Origin of the sequence: Pseudomonas sp. A6 (genome assembly GCF_052367875.1) — a bacterium.
GTDB lineage: Bacteria > Pseudomonadota > Gammaproteobacteria > Pseudomonadales > Pseudomonadaceae > Pseudomonas > Pseudomonas citronellolis.
Genome location: NZ_CP198970.1, coordinates 5094551 through 5113009, shown reverse-complemented (window position 1 = coordinate 5113009; position 18459 = coordinate 5094551). Strand labels below are relative to the sequence as shown.

Here is an 18459-nt window from a genome sequence, read left to right as displayed (position 1 = left end):
GGCTCACTGTGCCGGCTGCAGGCTGAGCAACTGGTCGACGATCTGCCCGGCGCGCTCGAAGTTCGGGTAGCCGCTCTTGGCCACGTCCAGCTCGGCATAGGCCTTGCGGTATTCCTCGGCCTTCAGCGCGTCGGCCTCCTGGCCGAGCAGGGGCTGGCTGTAGACCCGGTAGAGCAGGGCGATGGCGTAGGGCTGGCCGGCCTTGGCGGCGCGCTCCAGCAGGGGCAGGGCCTGGTCCGCCGGGGCCTGCTGGCGGATCTTCAGCAGCGCCTCGTAGAAGGCCACCTCGCCGCGCTGGTCGGCCTCGCGGGCGCGTTCGAGCAGGTCGTTGGCGCGGGCGTAGTTGCCCGGATCGGCGGAGGCGATCAGCAGCTTCGCCTCGAGCATGTCGTTGCGGTACAGCTGGTGCTGCTGCTCGGCGTCATGGCTGGCGCAGCCGGCCAGGCACAGCGGCAGGCCGATGACGGCGAGGCGGGAGAACGGGTGGCGCATGCCCATGAAGGTCCCTCGATGGCGAACGGGCGCGGAGCCGACGATTTTGCCGTCTCCGCGTGGGCAAGCATAGACGGCCGGCGTGCCGTTCAGGAACCGGGCGCGCGCTCCCATGCCGAGCTGCTCTTCGTAGGATGGGTTGAGCGAAGCGATACCCATCGGGCCATGGGTGATGGGTATCGCAAAGCTCAACCTATCCTACATGGCTGGGCCGCGGTGTTCGGGGCAACGGCGGATAACCGCGAACGGTTATGCGCCCTACGGTTCCAGGTAAGCGCGGTTGCAGGAGCAACTGTCTTGCCCACCGTGCCGAGGCGCTCTTCGTAGGAGTGAGCCCGTGTATCCCTAGGACTGCCGGTGAGCTTCCATATAGAGCCGCAGCAACTGGTTGATGCGCGTCTGATAGCCGCTGCCCTGGGCTTTGAACCACTCCAGTACATCCGCATCCAGGCGGATGGTGACGGTCTGCTTGGCCGGGACGCGCAATTGCGCGCGGCGGAAGAAGTCGTCGCCCAGTTCGGGGATATCGGAGGTGTCGATGGCGTCGTCGCCCTGTTCGACCAGCAGCCGCTTCCAATCAGTCTTCGATGCTTTCGACATAGCGCCTCACCTCCTGGCATGTGGCCTTGCGCGCCGAGATGATGCGGATCACCTCGCCCCGTCGTTCGGTATAGACCACCACGCCGACGAGCCGCCGGAGCCAGCCGATGGCGATCCAGCGCTCTTCCTCGTAATCGATTCGGTCATCGCGCAAGGCCAGCAGCGGGTGCTGGAAGATTTCCGGTACATCGCGGAAATCGATGCCGTGCTTGCGGATGTTGGCCTGGTTCTTGGCCTCGTCCCATTCAAACTGCATGGGATGTCCCGTATTTACACTTGTAAATACAAGGTATGCCGAAAGTCCTGAAATTGCCACCCCTGGTTGGGCATCCCGGGCCCGGGAGCACGCGTACACGCGAATAGGCCGGGCCTGCGCACGGTTCGTGGATGGAGTCCGCTATGGATATTGCGCTCGGGTTTGGGCCCAGTCCTCGGCGAGCAGCCCATACAGTGCCGAGTCGGACACTTCGCCGGCGACCATCCAGCGCTGCCGCAGCAGGCCCTCGTGGCGGAAGCCCAGGCGTTCCAGGGTGGCGGCGGAGGCCAGGTTACGCGGGTCGATGTCCGCCTCCAGGCGGTTCAGGCGCAGGTCGCCAAAGGCGTAGTCGAGCAGGCTGCGCAGGGCCTCGTTCATGAATCCCTGGCCTTGCGCGGCGCTGGCCAGGCAGTAGCCCAGCTCGGCTCTTCTCGACTCCTCGGCGATGTTGAACAGCATGCAGGTGCCGATGAGTTCGGTCTCATGGCGGCGGGTGATGGCCAAGGTCAGATATTCCCCCCTGGCGAATGCCTCCATGTCCCGACGGATGCCATGCACGGCTTGTTCCGGCTCGGTCCAGGGCGGGGTGTTCCAATAGCGCATCACCTGCGGGTCGGACATCATCGAGAACAAGGCGTCGGCGTCGTCCAGGCACAGGGGGCGTAACTGCAAGCGGGCGCTCTGAAGGCCTTGGGTGAAGTTCATCGGCTACCTCCTGGGGCGTAGGTGAGCCGGGAAGCCTAGCAACCGCGGGGTTCCCCGCCGCGGCGGATATACGTGAGGATGTTTCTTGAGCGGGGCAGGGAGCACGCGGCGTTCGGCTCGATCCCCACAGGCACAACTACCTTGCCCGCTGCGCCGAGCTGCTCTTCGTAGGAGCGAGCTTGCTCGCGAATGAGCCCCGCTGCGGACTCTGTTCGCGAGCAAGCTCGCTCCTACGAAAGGCGCTGCGCCTACGCCCAGTGAGGCACGGAATACCGTAGGAGCGGATCCTATCCGCGATTGCGCCGGCAGGGCCGGCGATGGCTGGCGGAGGGCAGGGCTCAGATGCCGAAGGCACTCCCGCCCTCGTCGCCGTCGAAACCGCGCTCCAGCTTGATCTTCAGGCTCAGGTCGGTGCGTGAGTCGGCGAATTTCAGGGCGTCGGCGACGCTGATGCGGCCGGCTTCCAGCAGTTGGTACAGGCTCTGGTCGAAGCTCTGCATGCCTTGTTCCAGGGCGCGTTCGATGGCGCCGCGCAGTTCCGGCAGTTCGTCGCGCTGGATCAGCCCGCGGATGTGCGGCGTGCCCAGCACCAGTTCCACCGCCGCCACGCGGCGCTGGGTGGTGCCCGGCACCAGGCGCTGGCCGACCAGCGCCAGGAGGTTCTGCGACAGGTCGGCCAGCACCTGCGGGCGGGCCTCGTCGGGGAAGAAGCGGGCGATGCGCTCGATGGCGTGGCGGGCGCTGGTGCCGTGCAGGGTGGCCATGCACAGGTGGCCGGTCTCGGCGTAGTGCAGGGCGTGCTGCATGGTCGCGGCGTCGCGGATTTCGCCGAGCATGATCACGTCCGGCGCCTCGCGCAGCACGTTGCGCAGGGCGTCCTCGAAGCTGTGGGTGTCCAGGCCGACTTCGCGCTGGTCGATGATCGAGCGCTGGTGGCTGTGGAGGAACTCGATGGGGTCCTCGATGCAGACGATGTGCCCCGAGCGGTGGTGGTTGCGGAAGTCGAGCATCGCCGCCAGGGTGGTGGACTTGCCGGCGCCGGCCGCGCCCACCACCAGGATCAGGCCGCGGTCCTGCACCGCCAGCTTCTCCAGGATCGACGGCAGGCCGAGGCTGGCGGCGTCGGGGATGACCTGCCTGATCAGCCGCACCACCATGGCCACCTCGCCGCGCTGCAGGTAGACGTTGACGCGGAAGCGCCCGCTGCCGGGCACCGCCACCGCCAGGTTCATCTCCAGGTCGCGCTCGAAGTCGGCGATCTGCTGCTGCGACATCAACTGGTAGGCCAGCTGCTTGACCTCGCCGCTGCGCAGGCGGCGCTCGCCGGCCGGGCGGCTGACGCCCTCGACCTTGATGTGCGGCGCCGCGCCGACGCTGAAGAACATGTCGGAACCGGCGTGCTGCGCCAGCTGGTGCAGCTGGCTGAAGACGTCGGGCAGGGCGCTGTCGCTGGCATCGCTCATGGGGAATCCTCGCAAGGGCGGGCGCCCGGGTGGGGCGGGCGCATGTTCTCAGCCTAGCCGGCCTGGCGGACGGTGGCCTGTTGGGTGGCGCGCAGCCTAGCGTGCCGGCGGCGCCGATCTCTTGACCTGGGTCGTCCCGGCGATGTCGATGGGGCTGCGCCAGATTGGCCGATTACCTACGCAATACAAAGCCAAATCCTTCGTTGCTTGCGGACGTGGATGGCTGACTTGCGCGGGTATTTCTCAATGCTTCGTCTTGGTGCTGCCAATGACCGTCGCCATCCCCCATTTGCGGTTAGGCACTCCCCCGTTTTTACCGCTGTCCGTAGCCGGCAGCTTCCCATACTGCCGTGCCGGAAGGCGGCAGGAAGGCCGCCAGGTCCGTGCAGACACGCGACAGGACTCGATCCCCTGGCGGCCGGCCGGGTCCACCTGTGCGTAGCGCATCCTGGCTAGTGTCTGGATGCGAAAGATACGCAATACCCACTCGACCAACGGAGACAACCCTTTCCGGCCGCCCGCACCACCGCCGGTGATCCGCGCCATGCCCGGGGCGCCGGCGCCACCTGGAGAACGTATGGGAACTGCAAGCATGAGTACGTTGGCCGATGGCCGTTTCGCCCCGATCGTCGACATCAGTGATTCACTCCTCCGCCAGCGCCTGTTCGACGCGCTGCTCGGCGCCGCCCCGAGGGACGCCCGCCTGGTGCTGGTCTGCGCCCCGGCGGGCTTCGGCAAGACGACCCTGCTGGCGCAGGTCGAGCGGCTGCTGGCCGAGCGGGGCGAGTACACCTTCTGGGTGAACTGCGGCGAGAGCGACTGCCGGCCGGAACTGTTCCTCGAAAGCCTGCTGCAGTGCCTGCACCAGGGTGGGCTGGGCCCGGCGGAGGATGCCGGCCTCGGCGCGCTGCTCGGCCTGCTCGAAGCCTGCCCGCGCAATTGCAACCTGTTCGTCGACCAGTTGGACCTGGCCCTGGACCTCGAAGTCGAGCGGTTGCTGGAGGACCTGGCCCGGCGCCTGCCTTCGGGTTGCCGCCTGCTGCTGGGCAGCCGGCGGCAACCGGCGCTGCCGCTCACGCAACTGCAATTGGCCGGGCTGCTGCGCGTCGTCGAGGCCGACAACCTGCGGTTCACCGAAGAGGAGACGCAGCAACTGCTCGGCGCGCAGCTGGGCGAGACGCGCGCCCGCTACTGGGCGAACTACACCGAGGGCTGGCCCTTCGCCCTGCAACTGCTGCGCCTGCGCTGCAACGGCAACCTCGACGGCCAGGCGCCGCCGGAGACCGACCCGTACGCCTCGCTGGGCGGCATCTTCGATTACCTCGCCGAGGAGGTGTTCGCCAGCCTGCCTGTGGAACTGAGCGGGTTCCTGCTCGACTGCAGCATCCTGGACAGCGTGGACGTGCCCAGCGCCAATGCCCTGCGCGGGCGCGACGACGCCGAGCACTGGCTGCGCGAGGCCGCGCGCCTGGCGCCCATCGTGGTGCCCGAGCAGCCGCTGCGGGTGCGCCTGCATCCGCTGCTGCGCGAATTCCTCCTCGGCCGCCTGGAAAGCCGCGAGCCGGACCGCTTCGCCCTGCTGCAGGGGCGCGCGGCCGACTTCCATGCCCAGCGCCAGCAGGTGTTCCGCGCCGTCGAGCACGCCTCGCAAGGGGGGCTCTACTACCAGGCCGTGTCGATTATCCTGGAGGCCGGCGCGGTGCGCCTGCTGGTCAGCGAGGGGACGGCGCGCACGCGGGCGCTGCTCGAACTGCTGCCGCTGACCCTGGTGCGCCGCGAGCCGCGCCTGCGCCTGATGCTCATCTGCCTGCACATGCTCAGCGGCGAGACGCTGCAGGACAGCCTCGACCTGTCGCGGCTGGAGGCCGCCTACGGTGGCGTGACCTCATCGCCGGAAGACGCGGAGACGCGCACCGACCTGCTCTACGTGCGGGCGATGATGCTCATCGGCTGCGTGCAGCGGGCCGGCGACGGCGCCTCCCGCGAGGTGGTGGCGCGGGCCATGGCCGATGCCCGCGCGCGCTTCTTCGAGGACCCGCGCTACCTGTGCCTGGTGCTGCCGAGCGAAATCATGCTGCTGCTGCGCTACGGCAACATAGACGAAGCGCGCCTGCGCCTGGAGGAGTTCATCGAGGTCAACCGCGGCGAGGGCTTCCGCGAGAACCAGCCCTGGTCGCTGGTCTACCGGGCCCTGAGCGACAGCGCCCAGGCGCGCTTCGACGAGGTGCTGCAGGCGGTGACCCTCCTGCTGGCCAAGGACGGGCCGCTAGCTTCCCCGCAGGCGCGGGTGCTCTTCTACCTGGTGCATGCGCTGCTCGGCCATGTCCACTACGTGCGTGGCGAACTGGAGCAGGCGCGGCAGGCGTTCGCGCACTGCGCCTCGCGCCTGGGCAACGCCATGGCCGAGGCCTGGGAGCGCGGCCTGATCGGCGCGGCGCGGGCGGCCTACTTCCTCGGCGACAGCGCCCAGGCCATGGCCAGCCTGGAGGCGGCCTGGGCCGGGCGGGCCCTGGAGTACCCGCTGCGCCGCGCGGTGGCCGCGAGCCTGGTGGAGTTGCGCCTGCGCCAGGGCGAGGTGGAGGCCGGCCTGGAACTGGCGCTGGAGGTCAACCTGGCGAGGCTCTGGCAGGAGATCCTGGACGGGCGCCCGCTGTTCTGGGCCGAGCTGGTCGCCATCGCCCAGGCCCACTACTGGCTGCAGGCGGCCCAGGGGCAGATGGCGGAGGCGCTGCTGACGGCGGAGGCCTTCGAGCGCCTGGCCCGTGATAGGCGCAACCGCTCCGGCGTCGGCCGCGCCCTGGCGCTCAAGGCCCATGCGCTGCTGGCCGGTGAACTGCCCGGCGAGCCAACGGCGGTGCTCGACGAGGCGCTGGAATTGCTAGGCCAAGGTGGCGCGGTACAGAGCTTCATCGAAGCGGGCGCCGAGGTGATCACCCACCTGCGCGAGATGTCACGGCGCCAGGGCCACGCCCAGGCGCCGCTGATCGCGCGCTGCATCGAACTGTGGGAAAGGCACTTCCGCGCACGCCTGGATGCCCAGGCCCTGTTCACCCGGCGCGAGCTGGACGCGCTGATGGGCCTGGCCGGCGGCCGCACCACCAAGGTCATCGCCCGCGAACTGGGGATTTCCCCGGAGACGGTCAAGCAGCACCTGAAGTCGGTCTACGCCAAGCTGGGCGTGCACCGGCGCCGGGAGGCGCTGGCCATGGCGCGGCGCCGGGCCATCCTGCCCTGAGCCAGGGCGCCGTTCCGGCCTGCCGGAACGGAAACCGGGGCGCGGCCTCGATCCTTCGCCGGGGGATCGGCTGCTTCCCCCAGCTTCCTCCGTGGGCTGCGTCCGCATATCCCGCGCGGCCGAACGCCAGGACGCCGTCCAGGCCACTCCCGCCAGCGCCGTAGCGACGGGGGGCAGCGCTCCCCCGATTTACCCGCCACCTTCCCTCATCCCGGGACGGCTCGCGCCGTCCGGGCCTTCGCATACTGCGCCCGGCAGGCAGCGGCGGCACTGCGCCGCGCGCTAAGCCCATGACAACGACAATCCGCGGCCCGCGAGGCCGCAGGCTTCGCCAGGCCGTGAGCCGCGATGGCTCCGCCGGCAGGGCGCAGGAGGCGTGCAATGAACCTTCGAAGAACGACCGCGGTACTCCTCGGCCAGGCGGCGCTGCCCCTGGCCTGCGCATTCGCCGCCGAGGGGGCCAGCTACGGCGGGCCGGTGGGCGGCACCGACCTGGGGGCGGCGCTGCTGCCGGCCACCTCCGGTCTGTACGGCGGGCTGGTGCTCGGCTACGCCAGCGGCGATCGCTTCCATGGCAACGACGGCGGGCGCGACCCGGCGCTCGAAGGCCGCATGGCGTCCCAGGTGGCCGCCCTGGGCCTGCTCTACGTCTACCCCGGGCAGGTCTTCGGCGGCACCCTGGCCTCCAGCCTGCAGGGCAGCGTCAACGGCGGGCGCATGGAGCTGAGCGGCGAGGCCCAGCACTACCAGGGCTTCGGCGACCTCTACGCGGACCTGCTAATGTGGAGCCGCTACCTGGGCGACGCCGCCCCCGGCCAGCGGCCCACCGGGGCGACGCTCAAGCTGGCGTACTCGATGGTGTTCCCCAGCGGCCGCTACAACACCTCGGACCTCTACACCTCCGGGCGCAACGTCTACTTCTTCGTGCCCAACGCCGCGCTCACCTACCTCGGCGGGCCGAACGCCCTGGGCGAGGGCCTGGAGCTGAGCCTGCACGCCTTCGTCAACGTCGCTTCCCGGAACCGCGCCACCGACTACGAAAGCGGCACCGTGGCCAACCTCAACTTCGCCGTCGGCCAGCGCATCGGCCGTTGGCAGCTGGGCCTGGCCGGCTACCACGCGCGCCAGCTCGATGATGACCGCCAGCACGGCGCGCGCGTCGAGCCGGACGGCCGGCGCTACCGCGCCACCGCGCTGGGGCCGGTGCTGGCCTACGACCTGCCGCGCGCTGCCGGCTCGCTGAAGTTCAAGGCGCTGGCGCCGCTGAGCACGCGCAATTCGCTGGCGGCCAATACCGCCTACGTCGTCTGGTCACGTTCGCTTTGAGGAGAGAGCCCATGGTCCGCAAGGACACCCCTGCGCTGCGCATCGGCATCGATGTCGGCGGCACCAATACCGACGCCGTGCTGATGCGTGGCCGCGAAGTGCTCTGCGCCCTGAAGCGCCCCACCACCGCGGCGGTCGGCGACGGCGTGGCGGCGGCGGTCGACGAACTGCTGCGCGAGGCGGCGGTGGAGCCGGCGGCGGTAGCCGCGGTGATGCTGGGTACCACCCAACTGCTCAACGCCTTCCTCGAACGCCGGCACCTGGCGCGGGTCGCGGTGGTGCGCCTGGCGCTGCCGCGCTGCGACGGCGTGCCGCCGCTGCTGGGCTGGCCGGCGGAGCTGTGCGAGGCGATCGATGGGCAGGTCTTCCTGGCCGACAGCGGCGCGCTGTTCAACGGCCGCACCTACAGCGCGCTGGATGTGCGCCAGCTCGAACGGATCGGCGCATCGATCCGCCAGCGCAGCGCCGAGGCGCTGGTGCTGTCCACCACCTTCGCCCCGCTGCGCCCGGACATCGAGCAGGAAGCGGCGGCGGTGCTGCGGAAGGTCTTGGGTGACGCGGTGCACCTTACGCTGTCTTCGGATGTCGGCGGCATCGGCCTGCTGGAGCGGGAGAACGCGGCTATCGTCAACGCCAGCCTGCAGCCGCTGGCGCAGCGGGTGGTCGGCGACCTGATGCGGGCCTTCCGCCGCCTGCAGCTGAACGCGCCGCTGTTCATCAGCCAGAACGACGGCACCCTGATCACCCCGTCGATGGCCACGCGCTTCCCGATCCTCACCTGCGCCGCGGGGCCGACCAACAGCCTGCGCGGCGCGGCCTTTCTCACCGGCGTCGAGGACGCCCTGGTGCTGGACATCGGCGGCACCACCAGCGACATCGGCGCGCTGGTCCAGGGCTTCCCGCGGCAGACCGCCGGCCCCCTGGAGCTGGGCGGGGTGCGTTGCAACCTGCGCATGCCCGACACCCTGTCCGTCGCCCTCGGCGGCGGCACCCTGGTGCGTCTGGCGGAGGATGGGCCGGTGCTCGGCCCCGAGTCCCTGGGCCTGCACTTGCGCCAGCGGGCCCGGGTGTTCGGCGGCGACGCGCTGTGCGCGACCGACATCGCCGTGGCTGCCCACGGCCTGCAGGGCATCGGCGACCCGCGGCGCCTCGTCGATCTCGAACCGGCCCAGGTGGAACAGGCCATGGTCGCCATCCGCGGGACACTGGAGCACGCCCTGGAACGCATGCGCACCAGCAGCGCGCCCTTGCCGGTGGTGCTGGTGGGTGGCGGCAGCATCCTCCTGCCCATGCACCTGCAGGGCGCCGCGCAGGTGCTGCGCCCGGCCCGCGCGGAGGTGGCCAATGCCATCGGCGCGGCCATCGCCCAGGTCAGCGGGCGTGTCGACCGCTTGTTCGAGATGCACCCGGGCAACCGTGAAAGCGTGCTGCGCCAGGCCCGCCAGGAGGCCATCGACGCCGCCGTGGAGGCTGGCGCCGAGCCCGCCAGCGTCGGCGTCGTGGAACTGAACGAACTGCCCATGACGCACCTGCGCGCCGGCGCCACCCGCGTGCAGGTCCGCGCCGTCGGCGACCTGGCCCTGGCCGCCGCCCACTGAACTCCCGAAGAGGACCCGAGCATGCCTTGCTTCGATACCATCTCCAGCCAGGACCTGGCGCGCGGCGCCGTGCTGCTGGGCACCGGCGGCGGGGGCGACCCCCATGTCGGCGAGCTGTTCCTGCGTCGCCAACTGCAGCGTGGCCTGCAGCCGCGCCTGCTGCCGCTGGCCGAGCTCGCCGACGAGGCCTTCGTGGTCAGCGTCGCCGGGATAGGCGCGCCCACCGTGCTGGTCGAACACCTGCTCAGCGAGGCCGCCCTGCGGCACCTGCTGCAGCAGGCCGAGGCGTTCTACGCGCGGCCGATAGACGCGCTGATCTGCGCCGAGGTCGGCGGCGCCAATGCCATGCTGCCGCTGGCCGCCGCGGCCCTGAGCGGCCTGCCGCTGGTGGATGCCGACGGCATCGGCCGGGCCTTCCCGCACATCGACATGACCACCTTCGGCATCCACGGCTGCAGCGCTTCGCCGGCCCTGTTCAGCGACGACCTGGGCAACCTGGCGCGCCTGAACGCGGTCGACAACCCGAGCCTGGAACACATGGTCCGGGCCCTGGCCGCGAGCCTGGGCGGCAGCCTGTACGGCGTGCTCTATCCGCTGAGCGGGGCCCAGGTGAAGCGCTTCGCGGTAGCGGGCAGCATCACCCAGGCCCTGCGCATCGGCCGTCATATCCGCGAGGCGCGCGCCGGCAGCGCCGACCCGGTGGCCGGGCTAGTGCGCTTCCTCGACGGCCTGGAGCCGGGGCGCCGCGCCCGCGAGCTGTTCGACGGCAAGGTCGCCGATGTGCGCCACGAGACCCGCGACGGCTTCCACTGGGGCCAGGTGCTGCTGGAGCCGGCCAGCGGCAGCGGCGAAGCGGTGCTCATCGACATCCAGAACGAGTTCCTCCGCGCCCGCCAGGGCGAGCGCGTGCTGGCGGTGGTGCCCGACCTGCTGTGCCTGCTGGACAGCGAGAGCGCCGAACCGCTGACCGCCGAGAACCTGCGCTACGGCATGCGCGTGCGCCTGCTGGCCTACGCCGCGCCGCCGTGCCTGCTCAGCGAGGCGGCGCTGGCGGTGGTGGGCCCGGCGCGCTTCGGCCTGGACTCGCCGTGGCGCTCCTTCCTGGCCGATGACCAGGGGAGGGCGCCGGCATGAACGAGCTACCTGACGCGCAGCCCGACGGCGACCCTGCCACCTGCGCCCTGCCACACGGCGAAGGCCTGGGCGCCTGGCGCCTCGGCCTGATCCTGATGGGCGCGCTGATCGCCCTGCCGTGCTTCGTCACCGGTGCCGAACTGGCCCACGCCCTGGGCCGGCAGCAAGCGCTGCTGGCCTGCCTGGGCGGCGGCGCGGTGCTCCTGCTGCTGGCGCTGCCCGCCGCCTACGCCGGGGCGCGCTCGCGGCTGAGCACCTACATGCTGATCCTCGACGCCTTCGGTGCCGTGGGCGGGCGCTGCGTCAACCTGGTGCTGTCGCTGGCGCTGCTGGGCTGGTTCGGCGTGGTCGCCGGCCTGTTCGGCCAGGCCATGGCGGCGGCCGCGCCGGCCTTCCTGGCAGGGGTGCCGGCGCTGGGCTGGAGCCTGGTCGGCTGCCTGCTGATGCTGCTCACCAACCTGGTCGGCTTCCGCGCCCTGGACCGGCTGTCGCAACTGGCCACGCCGCTGAAGCTGGGCCTGGTGCTGTGGGCCTGCTGGGTGGCGCTGAAAGGCCACGGCATGCCGCCCGCGGGCGGTGGCGCCGGGGATTACTCGGTGCTGCAGGGCATGTCGCTGGTGGTAGGCGGCGTGGTCATCGGCTGCATCCTGCTGCCGGACATCTGCCGCCACGCCCTGTCGCCCGGCCGCGCGCTGGCGGCGGTGTTCTGTGCCTTCGGCCTGGGCTTCCCGCTGGTGCTGACGCTGGCCGGGCTGCCCAGCCTGGTCACCGGGGAGCGGCAACTGGTGGCGATCATGCTCGCCCTCGGCCTGGGCCTGCCGGCGATGCTGATCATCCTGCTCTCGGCCTGGTCGACCAACGCCTACAACCTCTACGCGGCGACCCTGGTGTGCGCCAGCGTGGCGCCGCAGGTGCAGCGCCGGCGCCTGGCGCTGTTCACCGGGCTGGTCGGCGCGACAATGGGGCTGGCCGGCCTGGGCGACTCCCTGCAGCATTACCTGGCGCTGCTGGCCGTGGCCCTGCCGCCGGTGGGCGGGGTCTACCTGTGCAACTACTACCTGAACCTGCGGGGCGCCGTGCGCAGCCCTCGCCGCTGGCGGCCGGAAGCCTTCGGCGCCTGGGGTTGTGGGGTAGGGGCGGCAACATTGCAGGTGTTCTGGCCGTTCACCCTGACCTGGGTGCCGGCGCTGGATTCGCTGCTGCTGGCGGCTGGCTGCTATCTGCTGCTGCGCGCCATCGCCGCGCGCCGCGGAGTGCGGAAGCCGGGCGTGGCCCAGCAAGGCAGCCGGGCGCTGTTGCCCTGAGGCGCGCCCGGCTGGGAGGGATCAGTCTTCGCGGCTGGTGACTTCCACCAGGTGGTAGCCGAACTGGGTCTTCACCGGGCCCTGGACCTGGTTCAGCGGCGCGCTGAACACCACCTGGTCGAATTCGCGGACCATCTGGCCCGGGCGGAAGGAACCCAGGTCGCCGCCGCTGCGGCCGGACGGGCAGGTGGAATGCTCGCGGGCCAGGGCGGCGAAGTCGGCGCCACCTTCGATGGCGGCCTTGAGTTCATTGCACTTGGCTTCGCTGGAAACCAGGATGTGACGGGCGGAAGCGCGGGCCATGGTGATGCTCCTGAAAGGCAGAGGGGAGGGAGGCAGAGACTAGCGCATTTGCCGGTACGGTGCGGAGGGTTTCTGTCGGGGCGGCGCAGGCACGGAAGAATGCTGCGTTCATCCAGGGAGGCGCGGCTTCTTGTAGGAGTGAGGTTGCTCGCGAAGGGGGTTTGCCGGGGGCTGCGGTGTTGGGGGTAAGAGCGCCCTCTCCCCAACCCTCTCCCTGAAGGGAGAGGGGGCTGTCCTGAGCGAAGGGAGAATCCTGAGTCATCCTGGAACGCCTAACTCCACCCCGTCATTCCCGCGAACGCGGGAACCTAGTGACGGGCGGTTCGCGAGCAAGCTCGCTCCTACGAAAAGCAAAAGCAAAAGCGCGTTTGCTCTTGGACTTCCAGAGAAACATCCGCGCACTCCGAAACGCCCCTTCAGAAGGCCGAGCGAAGCCCGCGCTCAGGAGGTCATGCGACATGGATGTCGCGAGAGCCCCGCGGGCTACAGGGACGTACCCTCGGGGCGGGCCTCCGTGGCGGGGGAGTTCGTGAGGGTAGCCCGACTCTGTCGGGCCCGTATGTTGGGGAAAGCCTTTTTGGTTCCTTTTGTGGCGTTTGACAAAAGGGACTCGCCCGAGGGGGCGAAACAAGAAGGTCGGGCAAACTCGGAGCGGCGCAGAAACGCCCAAGCCAAGGCAGCTGGGTTCCCGCGTTCGCGGGAATGACAAAGGTTCGCGAGCAAGCTCGCTTCTACGAAAAGCGGGGGCCCCTTCATGTAGGAGCGGGCCCTGCCCGCGATTTCGCGCGCAGGGCGCGCTCCTACAGGGGAATGGCGCGGATGGGGTGGCGTAGGAGCGGATCTCATCCGCGAATCGTGCCGGTGGTTCCGGCTATCGCGGACGGAGTCCGCTCCTACGGGGGTGACGCCGAACCTCACTGCCTGCCGAACACCTCATCCAGATGCTTGCGATAACGCTCCACATCCGCCTCGATGTTCGGCCGCTTCATCACATCCACGCAGAGGAAGGTCGGCAGCGCCTGCATGCCGAGGAACTGGTTGGCCTTGTGGAAGGGGAAGTAGACCGCATCCACGCCCTTGCCCTCGAAGAAGTCGCTGGGGTCGTCGAAGGCCTGCTGCGGGGCGTTCCAGGTCAGCGAGAGCATGTAGCGCTTGCCATGGATCAGGCCACCGCTGCCGTACTTCTGCGAGGCGTCGGAGCGGGTGCGGCCGTCGTTGGCGTAGAGGCTGCCGTGGCCGGCGGTGAAGACCTCGTCGACGTACTTCTTCACGGTCCAGGGCGCGCCCATCCACCAGCCGGGCATCTGGTAGATCACCACGTCGGCCCAGAGGAATTTCTGCACCTCTTCCTGGATGTCGTAGCCGCCGTCGATGAAGGTTTCCTTCACGTCGAAGCCGGCGTGGTCGAGGTGGGCCAGCGCTGCTTCGTGCAGGGTGGCGTTGTACTGGCCGTTGGAGTGGGCGAACTGCTTGCCGCCATTGAGCAGGAGGATGTTTTTCATGGAAAGGCTCCGAAAGCTGTGAGTGGCCGGCAGGATAGCCAGGCCGCGGAAGCCGAAAAACCAGCCCCGCGGCAATTGATTTGTGTTTCTAACTCACGAATCGGCGCCGGGAATTGCTCCAGGTTATGCAATCGGCAGGTAGCCCGGGGCAATGCGCGGGCTGCGGGCGATGACGCCGCCGGCGGCTCCGGCCACCGGCGGCGCCTGGTGCGTCAGACGGAGCTGGGCACCAGCTTGCGGCAGCTTTCCTTGCGGCTGGGGTATTGCTCGCACTTGCGCAATACGGACTGCACCTGGTCGTCGGCCTTGAGCTGACGGTTGGCCAGCAGTTTCTCGGTGATGAACAGCTCTTCCGAACCCAGGTTGCGCTCGGCCTTGTCGATCATCGTCAATGCCGCCTGTGGATCGTTGCGCTTGAGGTGGTAGCTGATCATCAGGTCGTAGATCGACGGCCCGGCCAGCGACCAGTCCTGGATCGACTCCAGGTCGGCCAGCGCCGCGCGGCCGTCACCGCGGTCCAGGTGGACGTTGAAGGCGGCGCGGCGCACCCCGGGTTGGTTGCCCACCGGCGAGGCCAGGGCGCGGGCGATGAAGGCCTGGGCCTGGGCCGGTTGCTTCTGTTCCAGCGCCGCGGTGGCGGCGTAGGCGTCCTTGTAGCCCTGCAGCGAGGCACGCACCTTCTCCGAGTCACGCACCTTCGGCCAACTGCGCCGGTCGACCCGCGCGCGGGTCTGTTGGTGGTACTCGCGCTGCAGGTACTTGCGCAATTCCTCGTCGCGGTCGGTGGGCGACATGTGCGAGCGGGTGAAGTATTGCCCGGTAGCCGCGATGGCCGTGCCCAGGCCCTGGTCGAGCAGGGTGTTGAGCTCGCGGCTGAAGCGGTTCAGGTCGAACTGTTGCAGCGACTCCTGCATAGCGCCCTGGCGCGCCTTGAGGAAGCCGCCGAGCAGCGGTTCCTGCTTGCCCTGGAAATCGCCCAGGCGCTGCAGGCTGACGCTGGCGGCGCGCGGCGCGTAGCCGGCGCGGATCATCAGGTCGCTGCCCAGCAGGTCGGCCTGGTCTTCCTGGGTGCGGCCCCAGGCGGTGCTCCAGACGTTGTCCGAGAAGCTGTTGGCCAGTGCGGTGTAGAGCAGCGTATTGCCGATGGTCTTCTGGGTGCCCAGCGGGTCCTTGCTGATCAGCCTGAGCTTGCCGCTGCTGCGGTCCACGCCGGTGTCCGCAGCCACCGCGGCGACCACCACGGTGGTGGCGACGTTGAGCATCAGTTCCTTCTGCTGCTGGAACGCGGCCAGGCGGTCGTGATGGCGCAGCAGCACGTGGCTCATCTCGTGGCCGAGCATGGCGGCGATCTCGTCCTCGCTCTCGACGTTGTCGAGCATGCCCAGCGGCACGAAGATGGTGCCGAAGGGGTCGGCCGAGGGGCCGAAGGCGTAGCTGTCGGTGATGCGCACCTGCAGTTTCGGCGCTTCGCCCGGCCAGCCCTTGGCCAGGCGCTCGACGATGCCTTGCAGGTAGGCCTGCAGCTCGGGGATCTGCACCAGGTTCTGCTGGCGGATCTCGCCGGCAGGCAGGGTGCGGCCGTCGAAGCTCAGGCGCTGCTGGCCGGCGCGTTGCGGGTCGAGCCGGTAGTACTCGCGAACCTCGGCCTGGTCCAGGTAGTGGCCCTGCACCCGCGACTGGGTGGAGGGGCCGACCAGGTTCAGCGCCGCCTTGTGGGCACCGTCGAGGGTCTGGCAGCCGGCCAGCAGGGCGAGCAGCGGCAGGGCCAGCAGGGCGGGCGTCATGCGGGCCGTCCTCACTTCTTGCACCCCGCGCCGAAGCCGATGGTGGAGTTGTTCTGCTGGTCCTCGGCCTGGCTGCGGGTGAGTTTCTCGCAGGGCAGGTCGACCACGTGCAGCGGCGGGTCGACGCGCACTGCCATGCTGTCCAGCCAGACCTTCTGTCCGCTCACCTCGACCTCCACCAGGTCCAGCTCCTTGTCGTACTGCAGCACCGGCAGGGCCTGGCGCGGCAGGCTGGCGCTGGGCACCGCGCGCTGCACCTTGCCCTGGTCGTCGAGCAGTTCCACCGTGTCGTCGAGGTAGCCCACCACCTGGCTGGCGGCGAACAGGCTCTGGCTGAACAGGGCGCAAAGCAGGAATAGGGAGGTTTTGCTCATCTCTGGACTCCTTGAGTAGGGCGGTTTCCGAAGCCTCTTCAGGCGTTGCGCTGAAGGCGTTCCTGGATCTTCTCGGTGAACAGAGAAAGCGACAGCAGGAGGATGCCGAGCACGTTCACCGGGGTCATGTTCAGCCGGTACAGCGCATAGCTCAGCGCCGCCAGCAGCAAGGTCATCAGCGCAAGGCCGGTCATCGGCGAGCGCAGCCAGGGGCTGTGCGGCCAGCGTCCGGCGGGCCGCGCCTGGAGGAACTTGAGCAGCGCGATCAGGCCGAGCAGGGCCAGCTGCGCCAGGTCCAGCAGGTTCACCGAGCCCAGGCTGAAGTCGGCCAGTGCCGGTGGGTCGCGGTAGTAATGCGGGCCCCAGGCGATCAGGTTGTCCAGGGCCATGGCGTGCAGGTACACGCCGGGGATCTTGCCGTGCAGCGGCGACAGGGTGAGGTCGCCGGTGCCGGCGATGCTGGCGCCGACCAGCACCAGCTTGCCGCGCAGCAACTCGCGCAGCAGGGCGCGGTCTTGGTCGGCGGTGGCTTCCAGGTCGCTGGCGGTCAGCGTCAGGCTGTACGGGCAGGTGGCCTGGGCCGAGTTGCCGAGCTTCCAGAACATCGCCTGGAGCATCTGCCGGAACACTCCCGGGGCGCTGCAATGCCCGATGGTCGAGATATGCTCCTGCTGCGGCGAGAGCTTCAGGCCCCACTGCAGGGCCATGGCCGGCAGTTGCGCGGCGGCCTCGGCGTCGGCCGGCAGCGTCGGGCAGTCGTGGCGTCGGCAGTATTCGCGGTACAGGCCCAGGGCAGGAGTCTCCAGAGTGCCCAGCGGAGTCGGCGCGGCCAGCGGATACTGGTCGCCGAAGCCGCTCCAGGCCACCAGGGCCGGGCGGCTGACCGAGGCGAAGCGCGGCAGTGCGTTGACCGCGCCGTCCACGCCGCGCGGCAACCCCGTATTGGCCAGCAGCAGGGGGATGCCCTGGCGCTGGTAGCGCTCGAACACGTTGGCCAGCAACTGGCTTTCCATCAGCGGTTGCTGGCCTGGCACCGCCCGGGAGTGGTCATGGCTGTACAGCAGGTCGACGAACACCGCGCCGGGCTGGTAGGCGAGCAGGCGCTTGAACAGCTTGCTCTGTTCGTTGTAGGGCAGCGGCCAGTAGGCCTGGTGGCGTTGCAGGTAGGCGTCGTCGACCAGCACCACCACCACCTGGTGCTGCCCGCTGTCCGGGTAGCGCTCGGCGAACAGGCGGTTCAGCCAGCGCGCCGAGGCGGCGTTGGAGGAGCTGGCCAGGCCGAAGGGATCGCACAGGGCGATGAAGGCGACGGCCAGGCCGAAGACGATCGGGCGGGCATAACGCGAGACGAAGGCTTTGACCGACTGCTGCAACCTGGCTTCCCTGCACATGGCGATTCATTGGCGTCATTTTGCCATCATTGTTTCGTGATGTGAAAGTGCCATCTTTTGCTGGGCGACCGAGCGTGTGCAGGGGGCAGCGAAATCCCGCCGGATCGCGCATCATGTCCGGCAGTCCACCAAGGGAGCCTTTCATGCGCGTCTTGCCGTCCGTTCTGCGATGCCTCCTACCGTCCCTGGCGCTGCTGGCCGGCGCCGGCCATGCCGTGGCGGCCGAGCCGCTGCTCGAAGCCATCAACCTCTACCGCAGCCAGCCGCAGGCCTGCGCCGGTCGGGCCAGCGAGGCGCTGCCGCCGTTGGGGCAGGATGCGCGGCTGGTGCTGGCGCCGGGGGTTTCCGACTGGCAGTCGGCGCTCAAGGCCACCGGCTACCCCATGAGCAGTGCGCGCATGCTCAGCCTCAGCGGGCCGAAGGACGAGCAGGCGGCCATGGCGGCGTTGCAGGAGAGTTTCTGCCAGGTGCTGCTCGACCCGCAGTTCATCGAGGTCGGCGTCAGCCGCCAGGGCAACGACTGGCGCGTGGTGCTGGCGAGGCCGCTGCTGCAGGGCAAGCTGGGCGACTGGCAGGCCGAGGGGCAGAAGCTGTTGCAGGCGGTCAATGCCGCGCGGGGGCAGGCGCGCCAGTGCGGCGGGCAGGCCTTCTCCAAGGCCGCGCCGCTGGGTTGGAACGCGGTGCTGGGCGGCGTGGCCGAGGAGCACAGCCGCTCCATGGCCAACGGCAACTATTTCTCCCACCTGGACCGCGACGGCCGCACCCCCGGCGACCGCGCCGAGCTGGGCGGCTACAGCGCCGGTGCCGTGGGCGAGAACATCGCCGCCGGGCAGGGCACCGCGAATGCCGTGGTGCAGGCCTGGCTGGCTAGCCCCGGGCACTGCGCCAACCTGATGAGCCCGCAGTACCGCGAGCTGGGCGCGGCCTACGCGGTGGACCCGAAGAGCGACGCCGGCATCTACTGGACGGCGATGTTCGGCACGCCCTGAGCG

Annotated in this window: 16 protein-coding genes; 6 read left to right on the top strand and 10 right to left on the bottom strand. The window is 69.7% G+C overall.

Going from position 1 to position 18459, the window contains the following annotated elements:
* Positions 1-3: 3 nt before the first annotated feature.
* The 5 genes from ACTWJ5_RS22310 to ACTWJ5_RS22290 all read right to left on the bottom strand — a co-directional run bounded on the left by ACTWJ5_RS22310 (position 4) and on the right by ACTWJ5_RS22290 (position 3516).
* Positions 4-498 carry a hypothetical protein gene (locus ACTWJ5_RS22310; RefSeq protein WP_444436575.1) on the bottom strand — a complete coding sequence of 165 codons (495 nt, stop codon included), beginning with the start codon at positions 496-498 and terminating at the stop codon, positions 4-6.
* A 339-nt stretch (positions 499-837) separates the two neighbouring features.
* Positions 838-1092 (bottom strand): BrnA antitoxin family protein, encoded by a 255-nt coding sequence (locus ACTWJ5_RS22305; protein ID WP_256512125.1) that lies wholly within the window; start codon positions 1090-1092, stop codon positions 838-840.
* Positions 1070-1348 carry a BrnT family toxin gene (locus ACTWJ5_RS22300; RefSeq protein WP_444436574.1) on the bottom strand — a complete coding sequence of 93 codons (279 nt, stop codon included), beginning with the start codon at positions 1346-1348 and terminating at the stop codon, positions 1070-1072. The genes ACTWJ5_RS22305 and ACTWJ5_RS22300 overlap by 23 nt, the downstream gene beginning before the upstream one ends.
* Before the next feature lie 141 nt (positions 1349-1489).
* Positions 1490-2053 (bottom strand): GNAT family N-acetyltransferase, encoded by a 564-nt coding sequence (locus ACTWJ5_RS22295; protein ID WP_444436573.1) that lies wholly within the window; start codon positions 2051-2053, stop codon positions 1490-1492.
* Positions 2054-2391: 338 nt separating this feature from the next.
* Entirely contained in the window at positions 2392-3516 is a 1125-nt protein-coding gene (locus ACTWJ5_RS22290; protein WP_444436572.1) for a PilT/PilU family type 4a pilus ATPase, read from the bottom strand.
* Positions 3517-4108: 592 nt separating this feature from the next.
* Between ACTWJ5_RS22290 and ACTWJ5_RS22285 the strand changes: the two genes are divergently transcribed.
* From ACTWJ5_RS22285 to ACTWJ5_RS22265, 5 genes are all read left to right on the top strand, one after another.
* Complete coding sequence (locus ACTWJ5_RS22285) at positions 4109-6751, top strand: LuxR C-terminal-related transcriptional regulator (protein WP_249917284.1); 2643 nt, start codon at positions 4109-4111, stop codon at positions 6749-6751.
* A gap of 381 nt (positions 6752-7132) precedes the next feature.
* On the top strand, positions 7133-8077 hold the full coding sequence (locus tag ACTWJ5_RS22280; RefSeq protein ID WP_181925980.1) for a SphA family protein: 945 nt from the start codon (positions 7133-7135) through the stop codon (positions 8075-8077).
* Positions 8078-8088: 11 nt separating this feature from the next.
* Complete coding sequence (locus ACTWJ5_RS22275) at positions 8089-9675, top strand: hydantoinase/oxoprolinase N-terminal domain-containing protein (protein WP_444436571.1); 1587 nt, start codon at positions 8089-8091, stop codon at positions 9673-9675.
* Between the two features lie 21 nt (positions 9676-9696).
* Entirely contained in the window at positions 9697-10809 is a 1113-nt protein-coding gene (locus ACTWJ5_RS22270) for a DUF917 domain-containing protein (RefSeq protein ID WP_116423633.1), read from the top strand.
* The gene (locus ACTWJ5_RS22265; RefSeq protein WP_444436570.1) at positions 10806-12113 is read left to right on the top strand and encodes a hypothetical protein; all 1308 of its coding nucleotides are present in this window, start codon (positions 10806-10808) and stop codon (positions 12111-12113) included. Before ACTWJ5_RS22270 ends, ACTWJ5_RS22265 begins: the two co-directional genes overlap by 4 nt.
* A gap of 21 nt (positions 12114-12134) precedes the next feature.
* Here ACTWJ5_RS22265 and ACTWJ5_RS22260 read toward each other — a convergent pair whose 3' ends face one another.
* The 5 genes from ACTWJ5_RS22260 to ACTWJ5_RS22240 all read right to left on the bottom strand — a co-directional run bounded on the left by ACTWJ5_RS22260 (position 12135) and on the right by ACTWJ5_RS22240 (position 17467).
* The gene (locus ACTWJ5_RS22260) at positions 12135-12416 is read right to left on the bottom strand and encodes a peptidylprolyl isomerase (RefSeq protein WP_009621739.1); all 282 of its coding nucleotides are present in this window, start codon (positions 12414-12416) and stop codon (positions 12135-12137) included.
* A gap of 914 nt (positions 12417-13330) precedes the next feature.
* Positions 13331-13918, bottom strand: a complete 588-nt coding sequence (locus ACTWJ5_RS22255; RefSeq protein WP_249917280.1) for an NAD(P)H-dependent oxidoreductase — start codon at positions 13916-13918, stop codon at positions 13331-13333.
* A 212-nt stretch (positions 13919-14130) separates the two neighbouring features.
* A complete protein-coding gene (locus ACTWJ5_RS22250) occupies positions 14131-15702 on the bottom strand; it encodes a M48 family metallopeptidase (RefSeq protein ID WP_249917279.1) in 1572 nt (523 codons plus the stop codon).
* Between the two features lie 11 nt (positions 15703-15713).
* Positions 15714-16076, bottom strand: a complete 363-nt coding sequence (locus ACTWJ5_RS22245; protein ID WP_116423637.1) for a hypothetical protein — start codon at positions 16074-16076, stop codon at positions 15714-15716.
* A gap of 38 nt (positions 16077-16114) precedes the next feature.
* Entirely contained in the window at positions 16115-17467 is a 1353-nt protein-coding gene (locus ACTWJ5_RS22240) for a CHASE2 domain-containing protein (protein WP_444436569.1), read from the bottom strand.
* 143 nt (positions 17468-17610) lie between these two features.
* On the opposite strand from ACTWJ5_RS22240, the gene ACTWJ5_RS22235 reads away from it, so the two are divergent.
* A complete protein-coding gene (locus ACTWJ5_RS22235; protein WP_256512108.1) occupies positions 17611-18456 on the top strand; it encodes a CAP domain-containing protein in 846 nt (281 codons plus the stop codon).
* Positions 18457-18459 lie beyond the last annotated feature (3 nt).